Source organism: Achromobacter sp. DMS1 (assembly GCF_001270295.1).
The window spans coordinates 1-22,861 of sequence record NZ_LHSJ01000049.1 but is presented as its reverse complement, the minus strand read 5'-3'; the positions used below and the strand labels follow the sequence as shown (position 1 = coordinate 22,861).

Genomic DNA, 22,861 nt, shown 5'->3' with positions numbered 1-22,861 from the left:
ATGGCCCTGCTCAACATAGACGACATCCGCATCGAGTTCCCCAGCCGGCGCGGCACGCTGGTGGCGGTGGACGGCGTGTCCCTGGCCCTGGAAAAAGGCGAGATCCTGGGCGTGGTGGGCGAGTCCGGCGCCGGCAAGTCCACCATCGGCAATGCCGTGATCGGGCTGCTGGAGTCTCCCGGCCGGCTGGCGGGCGGCCAGGTAAGGCTGGACGGCGAGCGCATCGACGCGCTGGACGACGCGCAGAAGCGCAAAGTGCGCGGACGCCGCATCGGCATGATCTTCCAGGATCCGCTCACCTCGCTCGATCCGCTGCAGACGGTGGAAAGCCAGCTCGTCGAGACCATGCAGGCGCACCTGCGCCTTTCCCCGGCCGAGGCCCGCAAGCGCGCCGTGCAATTGCTGACGCAGGTCGGCATCGACAACCCGGAGCTGCGCGTCAAGCAGTATCCGCACCAGTTCTCCGGCGGCATGCGCCAGCGGGTCGTGATCGCGCTGGCGCTGTGCTGCGAGCCCGAGGTCATCATCGCCGACGAGCCCACCACGGCGCTGGACGTCTCCATCCAGGCGCAGATCCTCGACCTGCTGCGCCGCCTGTGCCGCGAAGAACAGGTGGGCATGATCATCATCACGCACGACATGGGCGTGATCGCCGACGTGACCGACCGCGTCGCCGTGCTCTACCGCGGCAAGCTGGTGGAGCAGGGCCCCACCGCCAAGATCCTGGGCAACCCCGACCATCCCTACACCCGCAGCCTGATCTCGGCAGTGCCGCGCCCCGACATCAAGCTCAAGCGGTTTCCCCTGGTGACCTACATCGAGGACGCCCGCGAGCCCGCACGCACGCTGGACATCTCCACCCACTGGCTGGGCCGGCGGCGCGACTTCGGCGCCTCCAGCGGCGGGCCGCTGCTGCAGGTGCGCGACCTGAGCATGCGCTTCGTGCTCAAGAGCGCGTTCTTCAAGCGCAACGAGCGCGCGCTGGACGCGGTCAAGCGCGTCAGCTTCGACATCGGCGAGGGCGAGGTGTTCGGCCTGGTGGGCGAATCCGGTTCGGGCAAGTCCACCGTGGCCCGCCTGATCTCCGGCCTGTACACGCCGACCGGCGGCAGCGTGTCGTTCGGCGCAGCCGAGCTCACGGCGCTCAAGGGCGAGAAGCAGCTCAACCCCTTCCGCCGGCAGATCCAGATGATCTTCCAGGATCCGTTCTCGTCGCTGAATCCGCGCATGCGCGTGCTGGACATCGTGGCCGAACCGATCCGTTTCCACCGGCTGTGCGCCACCGACGCCGAGACGCGGCAGGTGGTCGCCGACCTGCTGGACGTCGTGGGCCTGGGCGGGCGCGCCGCCGAACGCTATCCGCACGAATTCTCGGGCGGGCAGCGCCAGCGCATCTGCATTGCGCGCGCGCTGGCCACGCGGCCGCGCTTCCTCATCTGCGACGAGCCCACCTCGGCGCTGGACGTCTCCATCCAGGCGCAGATCCTGAACCTGCTGAAAGACCTGCAGGAGCAACTCGGCCTGACCATGCTTTTCATCAGCCATGACCTGCCCGTGATACGGCAGATGTGCGACAGGGTGGGCGTGATGCGCCATGGCGAGCTGCTGGAGGTGGCCGCCACCGAAGACCTGTTCGAGCGGCCCCAGCACGCCTACAGCCGGCACCTGCTCGGCCTGATGCCGCGGCTGCAGGCCATGTCCCGCGAGGGACTGGAAGTGGAACACACTGAAAGGAGCGGAACATGAAGCGCGAGCAACGGATTCTCTTCGTGGGCGGCAAGGTATTCGACGGACTGGGCCGCACCCTGCCGGGCCATGGGGTGCTGGTGGACGGCGGGCGCATCGCGCGTGTGGCGCCGGCCGCGGAATTCTCCGGCTACGCAGGCCGCAAGGTCGACACGGCCGGCATGACGCTCATGCCCAGCCTGGGCGACTGCCACGTGCACCTGGTCTACACCGGCGCGGCCGACCCGCACGCGCAGATGAACAAGCAGGGCCCGGCGCAGATCACGCTCACCGCGCTGGAGAACGCGCAGGCGGCGCTGCGCGGCGGCATTACCGCGGTGCGCGACTGCGGCGGCAAGGACTACCTGGAATTCGGCGTGCGCGACGCCATCGCGCGCGGCGTCTTTCCCGGCCCCACCATCCGCGCCTCCGGCCGCATCATCTGCATGACGGGCGGCCACGGCAACCGCATCGGCCGTGTGGCCGACGGCTGCGACGACGTGGTGAAGGCCGTGCGCGAACAGGTGCACGCCGGCTGCGATCTGGTGAAGATCATGGCCACGGGCGGGGTCATGACGCCGGGCGTGAACCCCATGGACGCCCATTACAGCTTCGAGGAAATGAAGGCCGGCGTGCACGAAGCCAAGCGCTTTCGCAAGAGCACGGCCAGCCATGCGCAGGGCACCGAGGGTATCCTCAACGCGGTGCGCGCCGGCATCGCTTCCATCGAGCACGGCATCTTCATGGACGACGCCTGTCTGCGCGAGATGCTGGAAAGCCAGACCTACCTGGTGCCCACCATCGCGGCGGTGCGCAACATCATCGCCAACGCCGACAACGGCATCCCGGCCTACGCGGTGGAAAAGGCGCGCGCGGTGGAACAGCGCCACCGCGAGTCCTTCCAGATGTACTACCGGGCGGGCGGCCGCATCGCGCTGGGCACCGACGCGGGCACGCCGTTCAACCTGCACGGCGAGAACGCCATGGAGCTGGCGTACATGGTGGAGTTCGGCATGACGCCGGTGGATGCCCTCATCGCGGGAACCTCGCGTGCGCACGACCTGATGGGACTGGACGGACACGGGTCGGTGGCCGAAGGCAACCACGCCGACCTGCTGCTGGTGCAGGGCGACCCCGCCGAAGACATCATGAAAGCGGCCGACAAGCGCTTTCACGTGGCGGTGCTGCGCGGCGGCGAACTGGCCGCCGGCGCGCTGAACGCCGATTACTGGTGGCGCAACGTCCGCCTGCCCGTGAAGTTCGAGCAGGCCGCGGCCCAGGCCGTGCAGGCCGGCCACGGCCTGTTCGTGGAGATCGGCCCGCATCCGGTGCTGCGCGGCTATCTTTCCGAGGCGGTCAAAGACCGGGGCGACGGCCGCGTGCTGGCCACGCTGAGCCGCGGCGAAGACGATCCGTCGCGCGTGCGGGCCGTGGCCGCGCAAATCCTGCTGGCGGGCGCGGAACCCGACTGGCGCGCGTACTTTCCCGCGCCCGGCCGCCCTCACGTGCTGCCCGCCTATCCCTGGCAGCGCGAACGCCACTGGCACCCCGACACGCCGCAGACCCAGGGCCTGCTGCAGCGCCATGCGGTGCACCCGCTGCTCGGCTGGCGCCTGGCGCAGCACGAATGCGCCTGGGAAAGCCGGATCGACACGCACACCCATCCCCAGCTCGCCGACCACCGCGTGGGCGAGGCGGCGGTGTTCCCGGGCGCGGCCTATGCCGAAACCGCCTGGGCCGCCGCGCTGCAGCGCCAGCCGTCCGGCTTCGTGGAAATCGAGAACCTGGAAATCCACGCCCCCCTGCTGCTGGGGCCCTCGCCGTCGCGGCTGCTGCGCACCCACATCGAGGCCGAGGACGGACGGCTGCTCATCCGCGCCCGGCCCACGGGCGAAGACGCGCCATGGACCGTGCACGCCAGCGCCCGCATCCTGGCCGAGCCCGGCGACGCCCTGCTGCGCGCCCCCCTGGCCTCGCCCCCCGGGCGCGACGCCGACTTCGATGCGGCGCGCCACGCGGCGCTGACCCGGGCGGTGGGGCTGGACTACGGCCCGGCCTACCAGCGGGTCGAACGCGGCTGGCGCCTGGACGAGCGCACCGTGCTGGCCGAGTTGCGCGAAAGCGCGCAGGAAAGCTGGCCCGGGCACCTCGACCCCGCGGAGCTGGACGCCGCCTTCCAGTTGGCGGTGCACCTGTTCGCCGACCAGGCCCAGGCAGAGCCGGCCTGGCCGGGCCCACGCCTGGCCGGNCCGCGCGGTTGGCGGTTGTCTTCGTCGCGCTCCAGGCGCTCGAACGCGGCGGCGCTGGTGGCGGGCGGCGTCCAGCCCTCGACCGGCTTGCGTTCGATGGTCTTCTTGATGAGACGCTCGATGTCGCGCAGCAGCTTGATTTCGCTGCTGTCGACCAGCGACACCGCGGCGCCCGTGGCGCCCGCACGGCCGGTGCGGCCGATGCGGTGCACATAGTCTTCGGGCACGTTGGGCAGTTCGAAGTTCACCACCTGGGGCAGCTGGTCGATGTCCAGGCCGCGCGCGGCGATGTCGGTGGCCACGAGCACGGTGACCGAGCCGTCTTTGAAGCCGGACAGGGCGCGCGTGCGCGCCGACTGGCTCTTGTTGCCGTGGATGGCGGCGGCGGTCAGGCCGTCCTTGACCAGCTTCTCGGCCAGGCGGTTGGCGCCGTGCTTGGTGCGGGTGAACACCAGCACCTGGTGCCAGCCGCTTTCGCGGATGATGTGGCTGATGAGGTCGCGCTTGTGGTGTTGTTCGACCAGGTGCACGGTCTGCGTCACCAGTTCGGTGGCGGTGTTGCGCGGCGTCACCGAGACTTCGCCCGGGTTGTTGAGCACGCCGTGCGCCAGGGCACGGATCTCGTCGGAGAAAGTGGCGGAAAACAGCAGGTTCTGGCGCTGCTTGGGCAGCAGCGCCAGAATCTTGCGGATGTCGCGGATGAAGCCCATGTCGAGCATGCGGTCGGCTTCGTCCAGCACCAGGATTTCCACGGCCGACAGGTCCACCGTCTTCTGGCCGCAGTGGTCCAGCAGGCGGCCGGGCGTGGCCACCAGGATGTCCACCGGCTTTTTCAGCGCCGCGATCTGCGGATTGATGTTGACCCCGCCGAACATCACCATGGAGCTCAGGCGGGTGTGCTTGCCGTAGGTCTGCACCGATTCGGCCACCTGGGCGGTGAGCTCGCGGGTGGGGGTGAGGATCAGGCAGCGCGGCGCCCCGGGCTTGCGGGCGGCCGGCTTGCGGGCCTGCAGCAGGTGCAGGATGGGCAGGGTGAAGCCCGCGGTCTTGCCGGTGCCGGTCTGGGCGGCGGCAAGCAGGTCGCCGCCCTTGAGCACCAGCGGGATGGCCTGGGCCTGGATGGGGGTGGGAGCGGTGTAGCCGGTTTCGGCAATGGCGCGCAACAGGGAATCAGCCAGCCCGAGGTCGGCGAAAGAAATAGACGTAGTCAAAACAACTCCAGCGGCAGCCCGTCGCTCAAGTTGAGTGACTCCAATCCAGGCATACGAACAAGGAGAAAAGGGAAGCGCCCGTACGGGCGTGGCTAGGCGGCGAAAGGCCTGCGGACGTGTGCAGATTGGCGAAGCACACGGCGGGATTGTAGCTGATGTGGGATGGCGTCATTCAGAAAAATCCGACGGACCGTATAAATATGTAGCAGATTGCTGTATCTCTCAACGAAATCAGAGTTTTCCCGGAGAATCGCTACCTATAATCCCGCGCTCCGGGATCTGAAACATTTCTGTTCTATAGGTGGGTTATGAAAAAGGCGGCAATAGCGGGCGTAATCGTGGTGCTCGGGGCGGTCTGGACCGGCACGGCCTGGTACACCGGCAAGAAGGCCGAGGAATTCGTCCGACAGGCTATCGCCGACGGCAACGTCCAGCTGCAGAAGGCCAGCGAGGGGTGGGGCGTGCAGCCGGTCATCGAGCTGCTTTCGTTCGAGCGCGGCGTGTTTTCCTCCACGGAACGCTACCAGGTGACGTTCTCCCTGCCCGCCGGAGACGGCAAGCCGGCCCGCGAAGAAGCGCTGCAGTTCGTCGAACACCTGGATCACGGCCCCTTCCCGCTCTCCAGCCTGAAGTCGGGCAATCTGGCGCCGGTCTTGGTGGCCAGCCGCTTCCAGCTCGAGGAAACTCCCTTCGTCAAGGCGTGGTTCGCCGCCAGCAAGGGCGACGCGCCCGTGGCGGGCAACTACACCGTGAGCTACGGCCGCCAGGTGGAGGGCGATTTCGCCATCGCCCCGGCGTCGTACTCGAAAGACCAGAACTCGGTGGCGTTCTCCGGCCTGAAGGGCCAGGTGAGCCACACCATGGCCACCAAGCACACCGTGCTCAAGCTGCAGAGCGACAGCCTGTCGATGGCCTCGCCTTCGCCCGAGGACGGCGGCGTGGTCACCATGGACATGAAGGGCCTCACGCTGGACAGCGACGTCACGCCCGGCGCGCAAGACCTGTTCCTGGGCAAGCAGAAGCTGACGCTCCAGGACTGGACCCTGTCGTCCGCCGGCCAGCCGCCGATGCGTTTCAAGGACACGGTGATCGGCGTCGACATGGCCGAGAGCGACAAGGGCCTGGCCGGCGACGTGTCGGTGGATTTCGGCATGATCCGCGTGCAGGACAAGGACGTGGCCGGCATGCGCCTGGCGCTGGCGTCCAGGAACCTCGACCCCAAGGCGCTCAAGTCGCTCAACAGCACCTATGAGCAGGCCTCGCGCCGCGCGCTGGCCCAGGGCGCCGACCTCCACGAAGCGCCGGACTTCACGCCCGAGGAAAGCGCCGCCATGAAGGCCGCGCTGGCGCAGCTGCTGGCCGGCAACCCCACGCTGTCGCTTTCGCCGCTGGAACTGCGCACCGCCAACGGCACGTCCACCTTCGCCGTGGACACCCAGCTCGGCGCGGCCCCGAACCTGGACGATCCGCTGCCGGACGTGCTGATGCAGGTCATCCACAAGCTGGACGCGAAGCTGGTGCTGTCCAAGGCCAATATGGCCGACCTGCTGTCCACGCAGGCCCAGCTGCAGGGCGTGCCGGCCGAGCGCGCGCTCAGCACCGCCAAGGGTCAGGCCGAGATGCTGGGCACCATGGCCGGCGCCATGGGCGTGGCCAAGCTCGAAAACGACAACATCGTATCCACGCTCAGCTACGCCGACGGCCAGGTGGACTTCAACGGCAAGAAAATGCCGGTGGAGCAGTTCCTCATGATGGCGTTGAGCGGCGCCGCGGCCGGCGGCCGCTGAGGAAGGCGGCGGGGGCGGCCCCCATGCCAGGGCGCTCCACGCCGGGCCGGCCCGTTCAGGCCGGCAGCTCGCCGGCGGCCAGTTCGCCGCCGCGCAGCACCGCCACGTGAAAGCGCTTGTCGGCCGCTTTCATGATGTCTTCGGCGGGGTCGCCCTGCACCAGCAGCAGGTCGGCGTGGTTGCCTTCGGCCACCGACCCGTGTCCGTCCAGTCCCATCAGGTCGTGCGCACGCGAGGTTCCCGCGATGAGGGCATCCACCGGCGTCATGCCGAACTCCACCATGTACGCCAGCTCCATGGCGTTCTCGCCGTGCAGGTTGAACGGCTGCCCGCGTCGGTGCCCAGCGCGATGCGGCCGCCCGCCCGGTAGTACATCTGGAAGGACTCGCGGTGGCGCTGTTCCACCGCGCGCGCCTTTTCCACCGCGTAGGCCGGGATGCCGTTGTCGGCGTTGGCGATGATGTTGCGCACCGCCGCGATGGTGGGCACCAGGTAGGTCTGGCTTTCCAGCATCTCGCGCAGACAGGCGTCGTCCATGAAGATGCCGTGCTCGATGGAAGCGATGCCGGCGCGCACCGCGTTGAGGATACCCTCGGTGCCCTGCGCATGGCTGGCCGTGCTCTTGCGAAAGCGCTTGGCTTCGTGCACGCCGGCCTTCATTTCCTCGAAGCTGTAATGGGCGTCCATGGGGTTCACGCCCGGCGTCATGACCCCGCCCGTGGCCATGATCTTCACCAGATCGCAGCCGGCGTGCACCTGTTCGCGCACGGCCTTCACCACGTCGTCGCAGCCGTCGGCCACACGGCCGATGCGGTTGCCGTGGCCGCCCGTCATGCAGATGATGCGGCCGGAGGCGCGGATGGTGGGGCCGGGAAAGACGCCGCGCGCGATGGCGTCGCGCACGCCGAATTCCAGGTAGTCCTTGCCGCCGCAGTCGCGCACCGCGGTAATGCCGCCGCGCAGCGCCGCCTGCGCGTTCTCCAGCGCGGTGAGCGTGATCTGCGCCGGGCCCTGCTTGTTCATCTGCGCGTGCGGGTCGGCCGCGCCGGTGTAGACCAGGTGCACGTGGCAGTCGCCCAGGCTGGGCATGAGCGTCATGCCGGCCGTGTCGACCTTGCGGCCTGCGTAGCCGGAGAATTCCGCGGCCGGCGCCACACGCGCGATGCGCCCGCCGTCCACCAGCACCCCATGGCCCGGCAGGGTGCGGCCCAGTCCGTCGAATACCTTGCCGCCCACGAAGAGAATCCGTTGCTCGCGCTTCATGTTCCGCTCCTTTCAGTGTGTTCCACTTCCAGTCCCTCGCGGGACATGGCCTGCAGCCGCGGCATCAGGCCGAGCAGGTGCCGGCTGTAGGCGTGCTGGGGCCGCTCGAACAGGTCTTCGGTGGCGGCCACCTCCAGCAGCTCGCCATGGCGCATCACGCCCACCCTGTCGCACATCTGCCGTATCACGGGCAGGTCATGGCTGATGAAAAGCATGGTCAGGCCGAGTTGCTCCTGCAGGTCTTTCAGCAGGTTCAGGATCTGCGCCTGGATGGAGACGTCCAGCGCCGAGGTGGGCTCGTCGCAGATGAGGAAGCGCGGCCGCGTGGCCAGCGCGCGCGCAATGCAGATGCGCTGGCGCTGCCCGCCCGAGAATTCGTGCGGATAGCGTTCGGCGGCGCGCCCGCCCAGGCCCACGACGTCCAGCAGGTCGGCGACCACCTGCCGCGTCTCGGCGTCGGTGGCGCACAGCCGGTGGAAACGGATCGGTTCGGCCACGATGTCCAGCACGCGCATGCGCGGATTCAGCGACGAGAACGGATCCTGGAAGATCATCTGGATCTGCCGGCGGAAGGGGTTGAGCTGCTTCTCGCCCTTGAGCGCCGTGAGCTCGGCTGCGCCGAACGACACGCTGCCGCCGGTCGGCGTGTACAGGCCGGAGATCAGGCGGGCCACGGTGGACTTGCCCGAACCGGATTCGCCCACCAGGCCGAACACCTCGCCCTCGCCGATGTCGAAGCTGACGCGCTTGACCGCGTCCAGCGCGCGCTCGTTGCGCTTGAAGAACGCGCTCTTGAGCACGAAGCGCATGCTCAGGTCGCGCACCTGCAGCAGCGGCCCGCCGCTGGAGGCGCCGAAGTCGCGCCGCCGGCCCAGCCAGTGGGTGGAGATGTCCAGCGTGCGTGCGGGCTCGCGGGCGTCCTCGATGTAGGTCACCAGGGGAAACCGCTTGAGCTTGATGTCGGGGCGCGGCACTGCCGAGATCAGGCTGCGGGTGTAGGGATGGTCGGGGTTGCCCAGGATCTTGGCGGTGGGGCCCTGCTCCACCAGCTTGCCGCGGTAGAGCACGGCGACGCGGTCGGTCACGTCGGCGATCACGCCCATGTCGTGCGTGATGATGATCATGCCCACCTGTTCTTCGCGGCACAGGCGGCGCAGCAGGTCGAGGATCTGCGCCTGGATGGAGACGTCCAGCGCCGTGGTGGGCTCGTCGGCGATGATGACCTCGGGCTCGCAGCACAGCGCCAGCGCGATCACGACCCGCTGGCGCATGCCGCCGGAGAACTGGTGCGGATACTGCTTGACGCGCAGCTCCGGGTTGTCGATGCCGACCTGCGTCAGCAATTGCACGGCGCGCTTGCGGGCCTCGGCCGGGGAAAGGCGCAGGTGCGCCTGCATGGTCTCGACGAGCTGGCTTTCCACCGTCTGCAGCGGATCGAGCGAGGTGAGCGGATCCTGGAAGATCATGCCGATGCGGCGTCCGCGCACTTTGCGCTTCTGCGCGTCGTCCAGCGCGTCGATGCGCTGGCGCGTGAGCTGGATTACGTGGGCGCTTTCCGCGCGGGCGCCGAATTCGATTGGGCCGTTTCCTTCCTGCGCGCGCGCAGGCTGGACGTGCGGCCCCTGATGAGCGCGCAATTGCCGCTGTCGCTCGCCGCGCAGGCGTTCGAGCTGGCGGCCGATCGCAGTCGCAGTACCAAGGTGCAACTCGTATGTGAAAACTGACCCCCCATGGGCCGGCCATAACAACATCCGCCGGACCCTCAACCCCCACGAGGGAGGAGACGACATGAAACGATGCAACGTCCTCAAGGCGCTGCTGGCCGCCGCCATACTGGCCACGGGCGGCAGCGCGCTGGCGCAGACCAAGCTGAAATGGGCGCACGTCTACGAAACTTCCGAGCCGTTCCACACTGCCTCGGTGTGGGCCGCCCAGGAGATCGAAAAGCGCACCGGCGGCCGCTATCACATCGATGTCTATCCCGCATCGCAGCTGGGCAAGGAGAACGACATCAACCAGGGGCTGACGCTCGGCACGGTGGACATCATCATCTCCGGCTCCAGCTTCGCGGCCAAGACTTTCCCCCGCATCGGCGTCACCTACTATCCCTACATCTTCCGCGATCCCGCGCACCTCATTGCCTACACCAAGAGCGACATCTACAAGGAACTCACGCGCGGCTACGACGAGAAAAGCGGCAACCACATCGTCGCCACCACCTACTACGGCACGCGCCAGACCACCTCCAACCGGGCCTTCACCAAGTGCTCGGAAATGAAGGGGCTGAAGATCCGGGTGCCCGACGTGGCGGCCTATCTGGCCATGCCGCGCGCCTGTGGCGCCAATACCGCGCCCATTGCCTTCGCCGAGGTGTACCTGGCCCTGCAGAACGGCACCGTGGAGGCCCAGGAAAACCCGCTCACCACCATCGAGGCCAAGAAGTTCTACGAGGTGCAGAAGAACATTATTCTCACCGGCCACATCGTGGACCATCTGAATACGGTCATCTCGGGCAGGTTGTGGAAGAGCCTGTCGGACGAAGACAAGAAAATCTTCACCGAGGTGGCCCAGCAAGCCGCCGAAAAGGCTTCGGCCGAAGTGGCCGGGAACGAGAAGAAGATGGTGGACGTGTTTCGCAAGCGCGGCTTGAACGTGGTCGAGGTAGACACCGGCGACTTCCGCAAGACCGTGCTCGAGAAAGTGCCGTTCAAGCAGTACGGCTACGAGAAATCGGACTGGGAACGTATCCAGGCCGTGAAGTGAGCGAGCGCGGGCCGCCGCGCGCGGCCCGTTTTCCAGCGCAGCACACCGGAAAGGGGAACGCCCATGCCTACTCAATCCAAAGCCGCCGCCGCGGCGGCCCCCGGCCTCGCGCCGCCGGCCGCCGCCGTCCATCATGCGCCGTCCTCGGCGGCGGAAATCGTGCAGAGTTTCGAAGAGGCCGACCACCACGAGGTCAGCCTCCAGGGCTACCAGCCCGAAGACTGGATCTGCCTGGCCCTGTTCTGGGCCATGGCCGTGCTGGTCTTCCTGCAGTTTTTCTCGCGCTACGTGCTCAACGATTCCTACGCCTGGACCGAGGAGCTGGCGGTGTACTGCCTCATCGGCGTGGTTTTCCTGGGCGCGGCCATGTGCGTGCGCGCCTGCCGCCACATCCAGGTGGATTTCCTCTACCGCTACCTGCCCCGCCCCGTGGGGCGCGTGTGCGCCACGCTGATCGACGTGCTGCGCACGGCCTTCTTCGGCTACACCGTGTGGCTCACTTACCGGTACATCGAGCTGGTGGGCGATGAGCCCATGACCACGCTGTTCTGGAACAAGGCTTGCGTGTACTGGGTGGCGCTGGCGGGCTTCGCGATGATGTTCGTGCGCTCGCTGCAGGTATCGGCGCGCAACTGGCGGCAGGGATACTCCATCCTGGAGAATCCCGGCGCCTACGAGTCGCTGGATTGAGGAGCCGGAAATGGGAATCCTGATCGGAACCTTTCTGCTGTTGATGATCTTCGGCCTGCCCGTGGCCGTGTCCATGGCCGGGGCCTCGCTGTTGTACCTGCTGGCCACGGGCAGCGTGCCCGACGTGGTGATCGCCCAGCGCATGATCGCGGGGGTCGAGTCGTTCCCGCTGCTGGCGGTGCCGTTCTTCATCCTGGCCGCAATCTCATGAACATCGCCGGCATCACCGGGCGCATCTACAACTTCGCCGTGGCGCTGGTGGGCTGGATGCGCGGCGGCCTGGGGCAGGTGAACATCATCGGCTCGGTAGTGTTCGCCGGCATGTCGGGCACGGCCATTGCCGACGCGGCGGGGCTGGGCACCATCGAGATCAAGGCCATGAAAGACCATGGCTACGAAACCGAGTTCGCGGTGGGCGTGACGGCCGCCTCGGCCACGCTGGGACCCATCATCCCGCCCTCGCTGCCCTTCGTCATCTACGGCATGATGGCCAACGTCTCCATCGGCTCGCTGTTCCTCGCGGGCCTGCTGCCGGGTGCGGTGCTCACCCTCCTGATGATGCTCACCGTGGCCTACTACGCCCGGCGCAACAACTGGGGCGGCGACGTGTCCTTCAACTGGAAGCGGCTGGGCGGGGCTACGCTGGAAGTGCTCATTGTGCTGGCCTTCCCGCTGGCCATCTGGATCATGACCAGTCTGGGCGTGTCTCCGAACCTGGCCACCGGCGTCGCCTTCGCCGCGCTGCTCGTGCTGGACTGGACCTTCAACTTCTCGGCCGTCATGGCGCTGATGGCGCCGGTGATTCTCATCGGCGGCATGACCCTGGGCTGGTTCACGCCTACCGAGGCGGCCGTGGCCGCGGTGATCTGGGCGCTGTTCCTCGGGTTGGTGCGCTACCGCTCCATGACGCTGCGCACCCTGGCCAAGGCATCGTTCGACACCATAGAAACCACCGCCTCGGTGCTGTTCATCGTGACGGCCGCCTCGGTGTTCGCCTGGCTGCTCACCACCACCCAGGCCGCGCAGGCCCTTACGGACGCCATCCTGAGCGTCACGCAGAACAAATGGGTTTTCCTGCTGATGGCCAACGTGCTCATCCTGATCGTGGGCTGCTTCATCGACACCATCGCGGCCATCACCATCCTGGTGCCCATTCTGCTGCCCATCGTGCTCAAGCTGGGCATAGACCCCATCCACTTCGGCCTCATCATGACGCTCAACCTCATGATCGGGCTGCTGCACCCGCCGCTGGGCATGGTGCTGTTCGTGCTGGCGCGCGTGGCCCGGCTCTCGGTGGAGCGCACCACCATGGCGATCCTGCCCTGGCTGGTGCCGCTTTTCGTCGCGCTGCTGGCCATTACCTACATTCCGCAAATCACGCTCTGGCTGCCCGGCGTCATGGGCATGGCCGGCAAATGAAAGGAGTCGTCATGTCAGGAAGATTGCAGGGCAAGCTCGCCGTGGTGACCGCCGCGGGGCAGGGCATCGGCCGCGCGGTCGCCGAAGCCTATGCCGCCGAAGGGGCGGACGTGCTGGCCGTGGACCTCAACCCGGCCACGCTGGAGACGCTGCAAGGCTGCCGGCGCCAGGTGCTGGACGTGACCGACGGCCAGGCGGTCGCGCAGCTGGCGGCGCGCGCCGCCCCGTGCAGGTGCTGTTCAACGGCGCGGGTTTCGTGCACGCGGGCGCGATTCTCGACTGCGACGAGGCCGCCTGGGATTTCTCCTTCGAGCTCAACGTGCGGTCCATGTACCGCATGATCCGCGCCTTGCTGCCGGGCATGCTGGAGCGGGGCGGCGGATCCATCATCAACATGGCCTCGGTGGCCTCCAGCATCAAGGGCGCGCCCAACCGCTGCGCCTACGGCGCCACCAAGGCCGCCGTCATCGGCCTGACCAAGGCGGTGGCCGCCGACTACGTGGCGCGCGTGCGCGCGCTGCAACGCCATCTGCCCCGGCACCGTGGAGTCGCCCTCGCTGCGCGACGCATCGATCGCAGGCGCGCGCCTCGGGCCAGACGCGGGAGATCGTGGAGGCCGCCTTCGTGGCGCGCCAGCCCATGGGCCGCATCGGCCGCCCGGAGGAAATCGCGGCGCTGGCGGTGTATCTTGCCAGCGACGAGTCGGCCTTCACCACGGGCACCGCCCAGGTCATCGACGGCGGCTGGTCGAACTGAACACAACGCAAGCAAAGGAACACGTCATGAAACTCATGCGCTATGGCGCCCGGGGCGCCGAGAAGCCCGGGCTGGTGGATGCCCAGGGGCGGGTGCGGGATCTCTCCGCCGTGCTGCCCGACATCACGGCCCAGTCGCTCACGCCCGAAGGGCTGGCGCGGCTGCGCGCCGTGGACGCGGCGGGCCTGCCCGTGGTGGCCAGTCCCGGCCGGATCGCGCCGCCCTGGAGCGGCATGGGCAAATTCATCTGCATCGGCCTGAACTACGCCGATCATGCCGCCGAGGCCGGGCTGCAGGTGCCGGCCGAACCCGTCATCTTCATGAAACCCACCTCCGCGCTGGCGGGCTGCAACGACCCGGTGGTGCTGCCGCGGGGCTCGGTCAAGACCGACTGGGAAGTGGAGCTGGGCGTGGTCATCGGCAAGAAGGCCCGCTACGTGGACGAGGCCGAGGCGCTGTCCCACGTGGCCGGCTATTGCGTGGTGAACGACGTGTCCGAGCGCGAATACCAGATCGAGCGCGGCGGCACCTGGGACAAGGGCAAGGGCTGCGACACCTTCGGGCCGGTAGGGCCGTGGCTGGTGACGGCCGACGAAGTGCCCAATCCCCAAGACCTGGAACTGTGGCTGGAAGTCAACGGCAAGCGCTACCAGAACGGCAGCACCCGCACCATGGTGTTCGGCGTGGCGCAACTGGTGGCCTACGTGAGCCGCTTCATGACGCTGTACCCGGGCGACCTCATCAGCACCGGCACGCCGCCCGGCGTCGGCATGGGCCAGAAGCCCGCGCCGGTCTATCTCGAGGCGGGCGACGAAATGAAGCTGGGCATCACCGGCCTGGGCGAGCAGCGCCAGCGCGTGCACGCCTGGGATCCGGCGCTCATCGACGGCTGAACCCGGCCCTTTTCCGCGGAGCCCTCCATGTTCCAGACCGATACGGCAGTCATTCGCATCCACCCGGCGGACAACGTGGTCATCGCGCGGCGCCAGCTCGTCAGCGGGCAGCGCCTGGAGAGCGAGGGCGTCACCGTGGCGGGGCTGGTGCCGCCCGGCCACAAGGTGGCCTGCGCGCCATTGCCGCCGGCGAGCCGTGCGGCGCTACAACCAGATCATCGGCACGGCCCGGCAAGACATCGCGCCGGGCCAGCACGTGCATACGCACAACCTGGCGTTCTCCGACTTCGAGCGCGACTATGCGGTCGGGCAGGGCGCGCGCCCCACCGACTACGTGGCGCAGCCGGCCTGTTTCGACGGCATCGTGCGCGCCGACGGGCGGGTGGCCACGCGCAACTACATCGGCATCCTCACCAGCGTGAACTGTTCGGCCACCGCCGCACGCGCGATCGCCGACCACTTCCGGCGCGATATCCATCCCGAGGCGCTGGCGCCGTACCCCAACGTGGACGGCGTGGTGGCCCTGACCCACGGCGCGGGCTGCGCCACCGGCGCCGACGGCGAGCCGCTGCGCGCGCTGCGCCGCACGTTGGGCGGCTATGCGCGCCACCCCAATTTCGCCGCCCTCATGGTGGTGGGCCTGGGCTGCGAAACCAACCAGATCGGCGGCCTCATGGAACAGGAGGGTCTGCGCGAAAGCGCGCGGCTGCACACGTTCAACATCCAGGAAACGGGCGGCACCCGCAAGACGGTGGAGCGGGGCGTCGAACTGGTGCGGGCCATGCTGGAGCAGGCCGACCGGGCGCGCCGCCAGCCCGTGCCGGCCAGCCACCTCGTCGTGGGCCTGCAGTGCGGCGGCTCCGACGGCTATTCCGGCATCAGCGCCAATCCTGCGCTGGGCGCGGCCGTGGACCGGCTGGTGCGCCATGGCGGCACCGCCATTCTGTCGGAGACGCCCGAGATCTACGGCGGCGAGCACCTGCTCACGCGCCGCGCGCAGCATCCCGACGTGGCGGCGCGGCTGCTGGCGCGGCTGCGCTGGTGGGAGGACTACTGCGCGCGCAACCAGGCCGAGATGGACAACAACCCTTCGGCCGGCAACAAGGCCGGCGGCCTGACCACCATCCTGGAAAAGTCGCTGGGCGCCATCGCCAAGAGCGGCACCACCAATCTCACGGCGGTCTACGAATACGCCGAGGCGGTGCGCGAGCGCGGCCTCGTCTTCATGGACACGCCAGGCTACGACCCCGTCTCGGCCACCGGGCAGGTGGCGGGCGGAGCCAACCTCATCTGTTTCACCACCGGGCGCGGCTCGGCCTACGGCTGTGCGCCGGCGCCCTCGCTCAAGCTCTCCACCAACACCGCGCTCTGGCAGCGGCAATCCGACGATATCGACATCAACTGCGGCGCAGTGGTCGACGGCGCGCAAAGCGTGGAGCAGATGGGCGAGCACATCTTCCAGCGCATGCTGGAGACGGCTTCCGGCCGCCGCACGCGCAGCGAGGAACACGGCTACGGCCAGAACGAATTCGTGCCCTGGCAACTGGGCGCGGTGATGTAGCGGCGCGGGGCCGCGTCTACTCCACAGGAGCCTCTCCATGAAAATCTCCGACGCGCGGGTCATCGTGTGCAGCCCGGGACGCAATTTCGTGACGCTCAAGATCGAAACCGACGAAGGGCTGTCGGGCATCGGCGACGCGACGCTCAACGGCCGCGAGCTGGCGGTGGCGTCCTACCTGTCCGATCACGTCGTGCCCTGCCTGCTGGGGCGCGACCCGCAGCAGATCGAGGACATCTGGCACTACCTGTACCGCGGCGCGTACTGGCGGCGCGGGCCGGTCACCATGGCGGCCATCGGCGCGGTGGACACGGCGCTCTGGGACATCAAGGCCAAGGCCGCGGGCATGCCGCTCTACCAGTTGCTGGGCGGCAGGAGCCGCAGCGGCGTCATGGTGTACGGGCACGCCAACGGCCGCGACATCGAGGAAACCGTGGACGAGGTGCTGCGCTACCGCGACATGGGCTACCTGGCCGTCCGCGCGCAAAGCGGCGTGCCCGGGCTGAATGCCGTGTATGGCGTGGGGCGCGGCCGCATGTTCTACGAGCCCGCCGATGCCGCGCTGCCTTCGGAGCACGACTGGTCCACCGAGAAATACCTCGATCACACGCCCCGGCTTTTCGAGCGCCTGCGCCAGGCCGTGGGCTGGGACACGCATTTGCTGCACGACGTGCACCACCGGCTCACCCCCATCGAGGCGGGACGGCTGGGCAAGGCGCTCGAGCCCTACCGGCTCTTCTGGCTGGAAGACGCCACGCCCGCCGAAAACCAGGAAGCCTTCCGACTCATCCGCCAGCACACCGTGACGCCGCTGGCCGTGGGCGAGATATTCAACACCATCTGGGACTGCAAGGACCTGATCCAGAACCAGCTCATCGACTACATCCGCGCCACCGTGGTGCATGCGGGCGGCATCACGCACCTGCGCCGCATCGCCGACCTGGCCTCGCTGTACCAGGTGCGCACCGGCTGCCACGGCGCCACCGACCTTTCTCCCGTCTGCCTGGGCGCCGCCCTGCATTTCGACATCTGGGCGCCCAATTTCGGCATCCAGGAATACATGCGGCACACGGAGGAGACCGATGCCGTGTTTCCCCACGCTTACCACTACGAGCAGGGCATGCTATACCCTGGCGAGGCGCCGGGCCATGGCGTGGAAATCGACGAAGGGCTCGCCGCGAAATACCCCTACCAACGCGCCTATCTGCCGGTCAACCGGCTGGCGCACGATGGCACTCTGTGGCATTGGTGAACATGCTGGAACGCTTGAATTCGAAGTCTCTCTCCCATCTGCCCGCCGGCGTGGAGCGCCCGGCCTACGACCGCGAACGGCTCACGCCCGGCATCGTGCACCTGGGGCTGGGCGCCTTTCACCGCGCCCACCAGGCGCTGGTCACCGATCTGGCCATGCAGGCCAGCGGCGACCTCAGCTGGGGCATATTGGGCGTCTCGCTGCGCAGCCCGGCCGTGCGCGACGCCCTGGCGCCGCAAGACGGCCTCTACACGCTCGCCACGCGCGACGCGGCCCCGACGGCCAGCCTGCGCGAGGCGCTGCGCGTGGTCGGCTCGGTGCTGCGCGTGATGGTGGCCGAGGAAGACCCCAACGCGGTGCTGGAGCGCATCGCCTACCCGCAAACGCGCATCGTCAGCCTGACCGTCACCGAGAAGGGCTATTGCCACGAGCCTGCCTCCGGCCTGCTGCGCTGGGACGACGCCGACATCCTGCACGACCTGGCGCACCCCGAGGCGCCGCGCAGCGCCATCGGCATGCTGGTGCACGGCTTGTCGCTGCGCCGCGAGCGCGGCCTGCCGCCGGTGACGCTGCTGTCCTGCGACAACCTGCCGTCCAACGGCGACACGCTGCGCAAGCTGGTGCTGGCCTTCGCGCTGCGCGTGGACCCCATGCTCACCGCCTGGATCGACGCGCACTGTACCTTCCCCAACTCCATGGTCGACCGCATCGTGCCCGCCACGCGCGACGAGGACCGCCAGCGCATTTCCGAGCGCGTCGGCTTCCAGGACGCCTGGCCCGTGGTGGCCGAGCCCTATCTCAACTGGGTCATCGAAGACAAGTTCGCCGCCGGCCGTCCGGCCTGGGACGTGCCGGGCGGCGCCACCTTCGTCGGCAACGCCGCGCCTTATGAGCGCCTCAAGCTGCGCATGGTCAACGCCCCGCATTCCGCCTTCGCCTACCTGGGCGCCATGCTGGGCATCAAGACCAACAGCGAAGCCGCCGCCAACCCCGGACTGCGGCGCTATGTGGACACCCTGATCCGCACGGAAATCGCGCCGACCCTGCGCGGCATTCCCGAAGCCGGCCTGGACGAATACCGTCAGCGCTTTCTGGCGCGCGTCTCCAACCCCGGCGGGCTGCCGCGCTGATGGTGCGCCCGGACGCTGGAAATCGAGGTAAAGAGGATGGACGTCATGGACGTGGCGATGGCTGCGTGCACAACCAGATCGGACGACATGCCCTGCCACGTGAAAAGCATGGTCAGGAACGGCACCAGCAACATGCCGCCCCCGATACCGAGCAGCCCGGCCGCGAAACCCACTACCGCCCCCAGCGCCAGCAGGCACAACACCATGGTGATGTCCAAGTCCCCTCTCCTCGTCGATGTGAAATCATAAATGCGGCGCGCGCGGCGACCGGCGTCACGCGATGATGCCGCCGCCCAGGCAGACGTCGCCGTCGTACAGCACGGCGGATTGCCCCGGCGTGACCGCCCATTGCGGCTGGTCGAAGGCCAGCGTGAAACCCTGCGCGCCGGCATCCTGCAGCCGGCAGGCGGCATCGGCCTGCCGGTAGCGCGTCTTGGCGCCGTAGGCGCCCTCGGCGGGGGGACGGCCCGCCACCCAGCTCGCGTCCTGCGCGCCCAGGCTGCCGACAGCAGCCAGGGATGGTCGTGCCCCTGCACCACGTACAGCACGTTGCGCTGCAAGTCCTTGCGCGCCACGTACCAGGCCTCGGCCGTGCCGTCTTCGCGCTGGCGGCCCTTCACGCCGCCCACGCCCAGCCCCTTGCGCTGCCCCAGGGTGTAGAAGGACAGACCCTCATGGCGCCCCACCTGCTGGCCTTCCGGCGTAAGGATGGGCCCCGGCTCGGTGGGCAGGTAGCGGTTGAGGAACTCCCGGAAAGGGCGCTCGCCGATAAAGCAGATGCCGGTGGAGTCTTTCTTGGCGGCGTTGTGCAGGCCGATCTCGTGCGCGATGCGGCGCACCTCGGTCTTGTGGATCTCGCCCAGCGGAAACAGCGTGCGCGACAGCTGCGCCTGATTCAGCCGGTGCAGGAAATAGCTCTGGTCCTTGGAGCCGTCCAGCGCCTTGAGCAACTGGAATTCCGAGCCGCCGCCCTCGGCCGGCACTTCCCGCACGCGGGCGTAGTGCCCCGTGGCGATGCGCTCGGCGCCCAGCGCCATGGCGTGGTCCAGAAACGCCTTGAACTTGATCTCGGCGTTGCACAACACGTCGGGGTTGGGCGTGCGGCCGGCCGAATACTCGCGCAGGAACTCCGCGAACACGCGGTCCTTGTATTCGGCGGCGAAGTTGACGAACTCGAACTCCACGCCGATGCGGTCGGCCACGCTGGCCGCGTCGAGCAGGTCCTGGCGCGTGGAGCAGTATTCGGAATCGTCGTCGTCTTCCCAGTTCTTCATGAAGAGGCCGACGACCTCGTAGCCCTGCTGTTTGAGCAGCCAGGCGGTGACCGAAGAATCGACGCCGCCGGACATGCCCACGACGACGCGGCCCTTCTTGCTGGATGTGTGATTCATGGTGAGCGCTATTTTAGGGCGTGTTGCAGGGCTTCCTCGTCCGGGGCGGGCTGCGGCTCGGCGGCGCGCGAGACTTCCATGAGCCAGGAGCGGAACGCCTGCAGGGTGGGCAGGTTGGCCTTTTGCTCCGGGTAGCAGAGGTAGTACCCCATGCGGGCGCGGATCGGGAGCTGGATCGCCACGGCCAGCTTGCCGTCGCGCAGTTCGTCCTCGATCAGGCAGCGCGGAATCAGCGCCACTCCGAAACCGGCGGCCGCGGCCTGCGAGAGCAGCGCGTATTGGTCGAAGCGCGCGCCTTCCAGGCTGCGGCGCGTGTCGCAGCCGGCCTGCTCGAACCAGTCGCGCCAGCCCTCGAGCGCGGAGGTGTGATGCAGCAGCGGATAGGCCAGCAGCGCCTCGGCGGACGTACAGCCGCCCGGGATGAGCTTGGGACTGCAAACAGGAAGAATCTCCCGGCCCACGATGTAATCCGCGCCGCTGCCTGGCCAGATGCCCTCGCCGAAGCGCACCGCCGCGTCCAGTTCGGGGGTGGAGAAGTCGTACCCCTGCCGGTGCGGCAGGAATTCGACGTGGATGTCGGGCCGCAGCCGCATGAAGGCCGTCAGGCGCGGGATGAGCCAGCGCGCGCCGAAGGTGGGCATACAGGTGAGATGCAGGGTGCCGCCGCGCCCCTGGTGCGCGATAAGCTCCACCGTGGCCGCCTCGATCTGGCCCAGGCCGGCCTGAATCTTGGCCAGATAGCTGCGGCCGGCCTCCGTCAGCACCAGTCCTTGCCTGATGCGCAGGAATAGTTCGACCCCGAGGAAGTCCTCGAGATGTTTCACCTGCTTGCTTACCGCGCCTTGAGTCACGCACAGTTCCTGCGCGGCGCGGGTAAAACTGCTGTGGCGCGCGGCCACTTCGAAAGCCTGCAGATCGGTGAGGGAGGGACAGAAACGCCGCATGGATGCAGGGGCATGCCGCAACGCGGAAAAGGCTTTTTTATTGCATGAAGTTACAAAAATGTAACTTCACCGTCTTCCATTCCTGGCGCAGGCATGAAAAAAAGTAATAGCTTACGGAGAAACTTTCGTTTGCGCAAACCCGGTGCACAAGAAAGAATCATCTGGTGTGCGTCTGCCTTTGCGCATCCGCTTTCCAATTCACAGGGGAATTCATGCAACGCCGTAATGTAATCCTTGGCCTGTGCGTCGCCGCCGCGACGCTCGCCGCTCCCTTCGCCTCCGGCATCGCCCACGCCGAAGACGCCTACCCGAACAAGCCGATCCGCCTGATCGTCCCGTTCCCGCCGGGCGGCACGACCGACATCGTCGGCCGTCTCTTCGCCGACAAGCTGGGCAAGGAGCTGGGCCAGACCGTGGTGGTGGAAAACCGCGGCGGCGCCGGCGGCTCCATCGGCAGCGCGTTCGTGGCCAGCAGCGCCCCGGACGGCTACACCCTGGGCATCGCCACCGTCAGCACCCACGGCATCAACCCGGCCATCTACCCGAACCTGCCGTTCGACGCCGAGAAGGACTTCACCGCCATCTCGAACCTGGCCGCCGTGCCCAACATCATGACGGTCAACCCCAAAGTTCCGGCCAAGACCATGGCCGACTTCGTCAAGCTGGCCAAGAGCGAGCCCGGCAAGCTGACCTACGCGTCGGCCGGCAACGGTTCGGTTTCGCACATGATGGGCGAGCTCTTCAAGATGGCCTCGGGCACCAACATCATGCACGTGCCCTACCGCGGCGTGGGCCCGGCGCTGAACGACGCCCTGGCCGGCCAGGTCGACGTCATGTACGACAACCTGCCCTCCTCGCTGCCCACGCTGCAGTCCGGCCGCCTGGTCGCGCTGGCCGTGGCCTCGCCCAAGCGCGTCGCCGCCCTGCCCGACGTGCCCACCTTCGCCGAAGCCGGCCTGCCCGCCGTCAATGACGCCTCGTGGTTCGGCCTGGTCGGCCCGGCCAAGCTGCCCAAGCCCGTGGTGGACAAGCTGAACGCCGCCGTGAAGAAGGTCAGCGCCGAATCCGACGTGGTGTCCCGCCTGGCCGGCATGGGCGCGACCCCGGCCGCCAACAGCCCCGCCGAGTTCAAGGCCCAGATCGACGCCGAGATCGCCAAGAACAAGCGCGTGGCCAAAGAAGCCAACGTGAAGATCGACTGAGCGGTCCAAGGCCCCGCCGCGCCGCCCTCGCGGCGTGCCTGCGGGGCCTCCGATAAACGAACGTCCTATCCCCTATGCGTATTACCCAACCCTTGTCCTACCGGCTCGACCTGCCGCAGCAATATCCGAATTCGGACATTTCGGCCCCGCTCGTGCTCGACTCTCCGCACAGCGGCACGGCCTATCCCCCCGACTTCGCGCCGGCGGTCGACTTCGGCGCGCTGCGCACGGCCGAGGACACGTGGGTGGACGACCTCTGGGGCGACGCCGTGGACCTCGGCGTGCCGCTGATCGCCGCCGGCTTTCCGCGCGCCTACATCGACGCCAACCGCGCCCCCGATGAAATCGACGAACTGCTGCTCGACCAGCCGTGGCCCGGGCCCCTGAACGCCTCGTCCAAGGTCAGGCTGGGCAAGGGCCTGATCTGGCGCATGCTCGACGACGGCACGCCGCTGTACGACCGCAAGCTCACGGTCGATGAAGTGCGCCACCGCATCGACGCCTGCTGGAAGCCCTATCACGAGGCGCTGGCGCGCGTGCTCGACGCGGCGCATGCCCGCTTCGGCAAGGTCTGGCACATCAATTGCCACTCCATGCCCAGTGTGGCCGGCGCCTATGCCACCGACCG

General features: G+C 68.1%; 11 protein-coding genes and 9 pseudogenes. 14 read left to right on the top strand and 6 right to left on the bottom strand.

The window, feature by feature from the left end; genetic code table 11:
• The 3 genes and pseudogenes from AD428_RS08030 to AD428_RS29360 all read left to right on the top strand — a co-directional run.
• Positions 1-1,746: an ABC transporter ATP-binding protein gene (locus tag AD428_RS08030; protein WP_053244792.1), complete on the top strand. Its 1,746-nt coding sequence runs from the start codon at positions 1-3 to the stop codon at positions 1,744-1,746.
• A pseudogene (locus tag AD428_RS29365) lies at positions 1,743-3,176 on the top strand (amidohydrolase family protein); the annotation flags it as partial. The gene AD428_RS08030 and the pseudogene AD428_RS29365, both read left to right, overlap by 4 nt.
• Positions 3,156-3,973: pseudogene (locus AD428_RS29360) on the top strand (polyketide synthase dehydratase domain-containing protein); the annotation flags it as partial. The pseudogenes AD428_RS29365 and AD428_RS29360, both read left to right, overlap by 21 nt.
• 1 nt (position 3,974) lies before the next feature.
• Here the strand turns inward: AD428_RS29360 and AD428_RS08020 are convergent.
• Positions 3,975-5,185: DEAD/DEAH box helicase (locus AD428_RS08020; RefSeq protein ID WP_235489447.1), on the bottom strand; the 1,211-nt coding region annotated here is incomplete at its 3' end.
• Positions 5,186-5,493: 308 nt separating this feature from the next.
• On the opposite strand from AD428_RS08020, the gene AD428_RS08015 reads away from it, so the two are divergent.
• Positions 5,494-6,972: a YdgA family protein gene (locus AD428_RS08015; protein WP_053244790.1), complete on the top strand. Its 1,479-nt coding sequence runs from the start codon at positions 5,494-5,496 to the stop codon at positions 6,970-6,972.
• Positions 6,973-7,027: 55 nt separating this feature from the next.
• Here AD428_RS08015 and AD428_RS08010 read toward each other — a convergent pair.
• A pseudogene (locus AD428_RS08010) lies at positions 7,028-8,235 on the bottom strand (amidohydrolase family protein).
• Positions 8,232-9,764: pseudogene (locus AD428_RS08005) on the bottom strand (dipeptide ABC transporter ATP-binding protein); the annotation flags it as partial. The pseudogenes AD428_RS08005 and AD428_RS08010, both read right to left, overlap by 4 nt.
• Positions 9,765-10,023: 259 nt before the next feature.
• Here AD428_RS08005 and AD428_RS08000 point away from each other — a divergent pair.
• From AD428_RS08000 to AD428_RS07965, 8 genes and pseudogenes are all read left to right on the top strand, one after another.
• Positions 10,024-10,998, top strand: coding sequence for a sialic acid TRAP transporter substrate-binding protein SiaP (locus AD428_RS08000; RefSeq protein WP_053244789.1), 975 nt, complete (start codon positions 10,024-10,026; stop codon positions 10,996-10,998).
• Positions 10,999-11,061: 63 nt separating this feature from the next.
• The gene (locus AD428_RS07995) at positions 11,062-11,688 is read left to right on the top strand and encodes a TRAP transporter small permease (RefSeq protein WP_082308315.1); all 627 of its coding nucleotides are present in this window, start codon (positions 11,062-11,064) and stop codon (positions 11,686-11,688) included.
• 10 nt (positions 11,689-11,698) lie between these two features.
• A pseudogene (locus AD428_RS07990) lies at positions 11,699-13,107 on the top strand (TRAP transporter large permease).
• Positions 13,108-13,118: 11 nt separating this feature from the next.
• Positions 13,119-13,863, top strand: a pseudogene (locus AD428_RS07985) (SDR family oxidoreductase).
• 26 nt (positions 13,864-13,889) lie between these two features.
• On the top strand, positions 13,890-14,756 hold the full coding sequence (locus AD428_RS07980) for a fumarylacetoacetate hydrolase family protein (RefSeq protein WP_053244788.1): 867 nt from the start codon (positions 13,890-13,892) through the stop codon (positions 14,754-14,756).
• Positions 14,757-14,783: 27 nt separating this feature from the next.
• A pseudogene (locus AD428_RS07975) lies at positions 14,784-16,317 on the top strand (UxaA family hydrolase).
• Positions 16,318-16,354: 37 nt separating this feature from the next.
• Positions 16,355-17,566, top strand: coding sequence for a D-mannonate dehydratase ManD (gene manD, locus AD428_RS07970; protein WP_053244787.1), 1,212 nt, complete (start codon positions 16,355-16,357; stop codon positions 17,564-17,566).
• Positions 17,567-17,568: 2 nt separating this feature from the next.
• A pseudogene (locus AD428_RS07965) lies at positions 17,569-18,678 on the top strand (mannitol dehydrogenase family protein); the annotation flags it as partial.
• Here AD428_RS07965 and AD428_RS07960 read toward each other — a convergent pair.
• The 3 genes and pseudogenes from AD428_RS07960 to gcvA form a co-directional block, all read right to left on the bottom strand.
• On the bottom strand, positions 18,648-18,830 hold the full coding sequence (locus AD428_RS07960; RefSeq protein ID WP_235489450.1) for a sulfite exporter TauE/SafE family protein: 183 nt from the start codon (positions 18,828-18,830) through the stop codon (positions 18,648-18,650). The pseudogene AD428_RS07965 and the gene AD428_RS07960 sit on opposite strands and share 31 nt — an antisense overlap.
• Before the next feature lie 139 nt (positions 18,831-18,969).
• Positions 18,970-20,087, bottom strand: a pseudogene (gene mnmA, locus AD428_RS07955) (tRNA 2-thiouridine(34) synthase MnmA).
• An 8-nt stretch (positions 20,088-20,095) separates the two neighbouring features.
• A complete protein-coding gene (gene gcvA / locus AD428_RS07950) occupies positions 20,096-21,031 on the bottom strand; it encodes a transcriptional regulator GcvA (RefSeq protein ID WP_053244785.1) in 936 nt (311 codons plus the stop codon).
• A gap of 212 nt (positions 21,032-21,243) precedes the next feature.
• Here gcvA and AD428_RS07945 point away from each other — a divergent pair, with 212 nt between their 5' ends.
• Together AD428_RS07945 and AD428_RS07940 are read left to right on the top strand one after the other, a co-directional pair.
• Complete coding sequence (locus AD428_RS07945) at positions 21,244-22,233, top strand: Bug family tripartite tricarboxylate transporter substrate binding protein (RefSeq protein WP_053244784.1); 990 nt, start codon at positions 21,244-21,246, stop codon at positions 22,231-22,233.
• Between the two features lie 74 nt (positions 22,234-22,307).
• A partial coding sequence (locus AD428_RS07940; protein ID WP_160318556.1) for an N-formylglutamate amidohydrolase occupies positions 22,308-22,861 on the top strand: 554 nt, incomplete at its 3' end.

Excerpts from the sequence above, each read along its gene's own strand:
- AD428_RS08030 (WP_053244792.1), top strand. The coding sequence starts at position 1 with ATGGCCCTGCTCAACATAGACGACATCCGCATCGAGTTCCCCAGCCGG.
- AD428_RS08015 (WP_053244790.1), top strand. The coding sequence starts at position 5,494 with ATGAAAAAGGCGGCAATAGCGGGCGTAATCGTGGTGCTCGGGGCGGTC.
- AD428_RS08000 (WP_053244789.1), top strand. The coding sequence starts at position 10,024 with ATGAAACGATGCAACGTCCTCAAGGCGCTGCTGGCCGCCGCCATACTG.
- AD428_RS07995 (WP_082308315.1), top strand. The coding sequence starts at position 11,062 with ATGCCTACTCAATCCAAAGCCGCCGCCGCGGCGGCCCCCGGCCTCGCG.
- AD428_RS07980 (WP_053244788.1), top strand. The coding sequence starts at position 13,890 with ATGAAACTCATGCGCTATGGCGCCCGGGGCGCCGAGAAGCCCGGGCTG.
- manD (WP_053244787.1), top strand. The coding sequence starts at position 16,355 with ATGAAAATCTCCGACGCGCGGGTCATCGTGTGCAGCCCGGGACGCAAT.
- AD428_RS07960 (WP_235489450.1), bottom strand. The coding sequence starts at position 18,830 with ATGTTGCTGGTGCCGTTCCTGACCATGCTTTTCACGTGGCAGGGCATG.
- gcvA (WP_053244785.1), bottom strand. The coding sequence starts at position 21,031 with ATGCGGCGTTTCTGTCCCTCCCTCACCGATCTGCAGGCTTTCGAAGTG.
- AD428_RS07945 (WP_053244784.1), top strand. The coding sequence starts at position 21,244 with ATGCAACGCCGTAATGTAATCCTTGGCCTGTGCGTCGCCGCCGCGACG.